The organism is Amycolatopsis sp. 3B14 (assembly GCF_050958625.1).
In the GTDB taxonomy this organism is placed as follows: Bacteria; Actinomycetota; Actinomycetes; order Mycobacteriales; family Pseudonocardiaceae; genus Amycolatopsis_E; species Amycolatopsis_E thermoflava.
Genome location: NZ_JBHZEN010000131.1, coordinates 1 through 1,023 on the forward strand (window position 1 = coordinate 1; position 1,023 = coordinate 1,023).

The 1,023-nt window shown below is 67.2% G+C and carries 1 protein-coding gene; it reads right to left on the bottom strand.

Annotated features, from left to right (window positions below; all coding sequences use genetic code 11):
• A partial coding sequence (locus ACCP09_RS40080) for a phage portal protein (RefSeq protein ID WP_433754321.1) occupies window positions 1–1,023 on the bottom strand: 1,023 nt, incomplete at both ends.

Below are 1,023 nucleotides of genomic sequence, written 5' to 3' on the forward strand. Positions count from 1 at the left end.
TTGTCCGTCATCCTGCTGTCCTTCCGTGATGCCTTGACGCCCGACACCCGGGCGTCGTCGAATGCGGGGAACGCGGTCAGCGCCACGCCGGCCAGCCGCGCGTCGGACACCAGCCGCACCATGTCGTCGTTCGGGTCGGCGCCCCAGCTGGAACCGTCCTCGTTGAACTCGGCCTCGATGCTGAACCCGTCCAGCACCTTGTCGTCGGCCTTCATCAGTGCCTTGTCGCCGTCCTCGCCGCGGGCGATCTTGAACGTGCCTTCCAGGCCCTTGTCCGTGGATTCGAGCTTCACGGCGTAGCCGATGGCCTCGGAACGGTTGTGGTCGAGGTTGAGCTTCACCCGGCTGGTGTCCGACCAGGACAGGCTGTCCTTGGAGAACCGGTACTTCGCCCATCCCGAGCGGGCGACCTTGTTCCACGGCACGAGCAGCCCGGAGACGGTGCGCTTCTCGACGTCGACGCGGAAGTTCGCATCGGCGACTGGAATCGCGAACGCGATCACGTCGTGGTTGCTGTCCTCGGCGAACTGCGCGCTCGTCGCGGTCCGGGTCATGCCGGCCTCCTCGGTGGTCTGCGGCTGGCCCTGGTCAGCCGCGGGTGTCTGTTGCTGGCGCGGAGAGACCTCGACCGGAATGGCGGGCAGCCCCTCCATCTCGCGCACCTCCGGCACGGTGAGCACGCGCGTGGTGAGCCCGGTCTGGTAGGTGTTCCACCGCTCGGTCGCGTTGGCCTTCAGGTAGTCGTCCAGGTTGAACTCGACCTTTTGACCGCGGCGGGTGACGTCGTTCATCGACAGCCGGTCGGTCACGGCCCGCATGTACATGGCCAGCACGTCGTTGATCCGGTCGCGCCGCCGGTCGGTCGCGTTCGCGTACGTGCGCGACGTCGTGGACACCTGCAGGTCTTCGGCGTCCAGACCGAGCGCATTCGCGATCTCGATCGTCGCTTCCTTCTTCAGCTCGACCAGCTGCAGCTCGGCCGCCCTGAAGTACCAGACCGTCAACGCGCCCACGCCGGCCGAG